The organism is Microcystis sp. CS-574 (assembly GCF_028329095.1).
Lineage (GTDB): Bacteria > Cyanobacteriota > Cyanobacteriia > Cyanobacteriales > Microcystaceae > Microcystis > Microcystis ichthyoblabe_A.
Map to the genome: position 1 here is coordinate 1 of NZ_JAQMSY010000123.1, position 3,568 is coordinate 3,568.

Annotated in this window: 5 protein-coding genes; 4 read left to right on the plus strand and 1 reads right to left on the minus strand. The window is 46.7% G+C overall.

Going from position 1 to position 3,568, the window contains the following annotated elements:
- The first annotated feature begins 204 nt into the window (after positions 1 to 204).
- Positions 205 to 978, plus strand: a complete 774-nt coding sequence (locus PN470_RS09905; protein WP_271938715.1) for a PspA/IM30 family protein — start codon at positions 205 to 207, stop codon at positions 976 to 978.
- 106 nt (positions 979 to 1,084) lie between these two features.
- On the plus strand, positions 1,085 to 1,309 hold the full coding sequence (locus tag PN470_RS09910; protein ID WP_002733494.1) for a PspA/IM30 family protein: 225 nt from the start codon (positions 1,085 to 1,087) through the stop codon (positions 1,307 to 1,309).
- 27 nt (positions 1,310 to 1,336) lie between these two features.
- On the opposite strand, the gene PN470_RS09915 is transcribed toward PN470_RS09910, so the two are convergent.
- Entirely contained in the window at positions 1,337 to 1,576 is a 240-nt protein-coding gene (locus tag PN470_RS09915; protein ID WP_238142376.1) for a hypothetical protein, read from the minus strand.
- A 183-nt stretch (positions 1,577 to 1,759) separates the two neighbouring features.
- On the opposite strand from PN470_RS09915, the gene PN470_RS09920 reads away from it, so the two are divergent.
- Positions 1,760 to 1,954, plus strand: a complete 195-nt coding sequence (locus PN470_RS09920) for a hypothetical protein (RefSeq protein WP_103112235.1) — start codon at positions 1,760 to 1,762, stop codon at positions 1,952 to 1,954.
- A 356-nt stretch (positions 1,955 to 2,310) separates the two neighbouring features.
- The gene (locus PN470_RS09925) at positions 2,311 to 3,459 is read left to right on the plus strand and encodes a Re/Si-specific NAD(P)(+) transhydrogenase subunit alpha (protein WP_271938719.1); all 1,149 of its coding nucleotides are present in this window, start codon (positions 2,311 to 2,313) and stop codon (positions 3,457 to 3,459) included.
- Positions 3,460 to 3,568: the final 109 nt, after the last annotated feature.

Consider the following 3,568-nt stretch of genomic DNA (forward strand, 5'->3'; position numbering starts at 1 on the left):
GGGGTGTAGGGTGTGGGGTGTGGGGTGTGGGGTGTAGGGTGTGGGGTGTGGGGAGAAAAAAGCTGTCTCCTGACTCTTGACTCCTAACTCCTATCGCCTATCCTAGCTCTCGTGGTTTATATTAGAGAATAAGCCGTTAGGCAAGATAGGAAATTTTAAGAACAGTTAACTGATTTAGTACACACCGAGAGGAACAAGAGCGTCATGGGTTTATTCGATCGCCTTAGCCGAGTTGTCCGAGCTAACCTCAATGATATGGTGAGCAAGGCTGAAGATCCAGAAAAAATGCTGGAGCAAGCTGTCAGTGAGATGCAAGAGGATCTAGTACAGGTACGTCAAGCGGTCGCTAGAGCGATCGCCGAACAACGACAAACGGAACAAAAATACAGCAAAGACCAGTCAGAAGCCAATAAATGGGAACAAAGAGCCAAATTAGCCCTTTCTAAAGGGGATGAAAATCTCGCCAGGGAAGCTCTTAAACGCAAGAAAGATTGCACGGAAACCGCCGCCATTCTCAAAAATCAACTGGATCAGCAAACGGTACAGGTAGATAGTCTGAGAAAAAACTTGATCGCGCTCGAAAGTAAGATTTCTGAGGCAAAAACCAAGAAAAATATGTTAGTAGCTCGCTCCAGAGCCGCAAAAGCTAACGAAGAACTCCAAAAAACCCTCGGCAGTATCAATACCAGTAGTTCCGTGGGTGCTTTTGAGCGCATGGAAGCAAAAGTTATCGAGTTAGAAGCCAGTAGTCAAGCTTACGGTGAATTGGAGGGCATTGGCATCGAACATCAATTCGCTGCACTAGAAGCGGGTAGCGATGTGGATGATGAATTAGCAATGCTGAAAGCACAAATGTCCGGGGGAGCATTACCCGGTACAGCTTCTAGTCAACCCACTTTACCCCAAGCAACCACCGTCAGGGATTCGGTAGTGGATGCAGAATTAGAGGAATTGCGATCGAAGTTAAAAGAACTGTAAAACTTTGAGAGCGTCGAGACGTACTATCTACGGTACGTCTCTATTTATTAATTTTGTTGTTGAGATAGGGAATATTAATTGCTAGTCATAATTAACCATCACTATTATGCGGGATGATTTATCTAATTTACGCTCCTCAATTATCGAACTAATTGCCTTACAAAAAAGAGCCGAACAACAGTACAACCAAGCACAAGCTGAGGTTTTAAAATGGCAAGAAAGAGTTAAACTCGCTCTAGATAAAGGTGATGAGTCTTTGGCACAAGAAGCTAATATAAAGAAAAAACATTCCCCATCTTTTGGGGGTAAAGGGGCGATCAACCGTCGTTGATCGCCCCTAACTTGAATTTTCACTCGCTTAAGGGTTTGATTGATTTGGATCAAAAGGTCGGTCTCGGTTAGCTTCTTCAATGGCTTTATCTAGTTCGTCTGCTCTTCTTTCCGCTTCTCTTACTCCTCGTTCCAGTTCTGGAAAACTATTGTTCTGGGCAATGCCAAAAACATTCTTCCAAGCTTCCACAGCTAAAAATCCAAGTCCGAAAATCAGCAAAATTCGCACGATAATGCTGTCAAGCTTCTGTTTTTCGTTGTCGTTCATATCAGGCATACTCCAATGTATTTACTGAGTATTTTATCAAGGCGATCTTCTCTGGATCGGGCAATCGAGCGGCGATCAAAATAAACCCGCTGCTTTTGCCTTCTCTAATTCTAAAACTGATTCTACATCTTCTTAATTGGGCGGTTAATTCTGCGAGGCTAATATTTGCAAAATTGCTAAATTTTGCAAATATTCTGGTGTTCTGGAGTCGGTAAAGCCATTGCTCCGGCTAATTCCGCTCTGAAAGAGTGGTTGGCTGCGTTGGTACTGCTAAAAGCACGAATGTTACTGGGTAAAACTGCCCATCCACCCACCCTCAAGGATTCAGCAGTAGATGCAGAAATAGAGGAATTGCGATCGAAGTTAAAAAAACTCTAAAACTTTGAGATTGTCGAGACCTATTACAGCCTTTCTCATCAATATGAAGTATAACTTAATCTGGTATCTAAGGCCGAAGACTAGCTAATGTTAACCGTTTTGGCGTTTCCCAGAACGAAAACTTTGTACCTCATCATTATAAAAAAAATTCCCAAACAATGCCGCTCAAAACCCTTTAATTCTGAAGATAATCCTAAGATTCAGCCCGAAAAAGAGCCAGAAAGGTGAGGATAACTAGGATGGAAGTGAAAAGCAATTTTGACTCGAAATTATCCCAAGGGATCGATCGCATTTAACGAAACCCTTACCCCAACAGCATAAGACAAGAGAAGGACTTATTAAGGAGAAACCCAGCCATGAAAATCGGCGTAATCAAAGAAAGTGACCAAGGCGAGGCGCGGGTGGCGCTAGTGCCGGATACCGTCGCCCGTTTAGTCAAGGCGGGATTTGAGGTAATTGTCCAAAATGGGGCGGGAATTAGCGCCAACTTTGCCGATAGTGCCTATAGTGCCGTGGGAGCCGCCCTGAGCGAAAACAGCGAATATATCTATGAAACTGCCGATATTATTCTCAAAGTCGTCCCTCCTAGCGATAGCGAGATCGATCGCCTGAAAGGTGGCGGTATCCTCATCGGCTTTCTCGATCCCCTGCGTCAACCCCGGCGCATTGCCAAATTAGCCGAGCGCGGGATCACCGCTTTGAGCATGGAATTAATTCCCCGCAGTAGTCGCGCCCAGAGTATGGATGCCCTCTCCTCTCAGGCTAACCTCGCCGGTTACAAAGCGGTACTCCTCGCCGCCGTTGAGCTGCCGAAAATGTTCCCGATGATGACTACCGCCGCCGGTACGATCGCCCCCGCCAAAGTGCTGGTATTGGGGGCAGGAGTCGCTGGATTGCAAGCTTGCGCTACCGCCCGCCGTTTGGGGGCAGTGGTGGAGGCTTTTGATATTCGTCCGCAAGTCAAAGAAGAAGTGCAGAGTGTCGGGGCGAAATTTATTGAAATGCCCCTAGAAGAAGATACCGTCGCCGATAACGGTTATGCCAAAGAGGTTTCTCTTAGCACACAGGAGCGCATTTGTCAAGCCCTAACGGAACCAATTAAGCGGGCTGATGTGGTGATCACCACGGCCCAAGTACCGGGGAAACAAGCTCCGCTGCTCGTCACCAAAGAAATGATCGCCACCATGAAAGCGGGGTCGGTAATCGTTGATTTAGCGGCGGAACAGGGCGGAAATTGCGCTTACACCCAACCGGGACGAGAAATCATCGTTAATGGGGTAAAAATCGTCGGAGCGGTTAATCTTCCAGCTACAGTGGCCACCAATGCCAGCCAGATGTACGCCAAAAACCTGCAAATGCTGCTACAGCTTTTAGTCAGCAAAGAGGGCAGTTTAAACCTCGATTTTGCCGATGACATCATTGATAGTGCCTGTGTCACCCACGCTGGCGAAATCCGCAACCAACGCATTAAATCCGCCCTCAGTGAACAGTTATCCGCTTTTTAGCTATCAGGATTCAGGAGGCAAAAGGCAAAAGGCAAAAGGCAGAAGGCAGAAGGCAGAAGGCAGAAGGCAGAAGGCAGCTTTATTCTCCCCACACCCCACACCCCACACC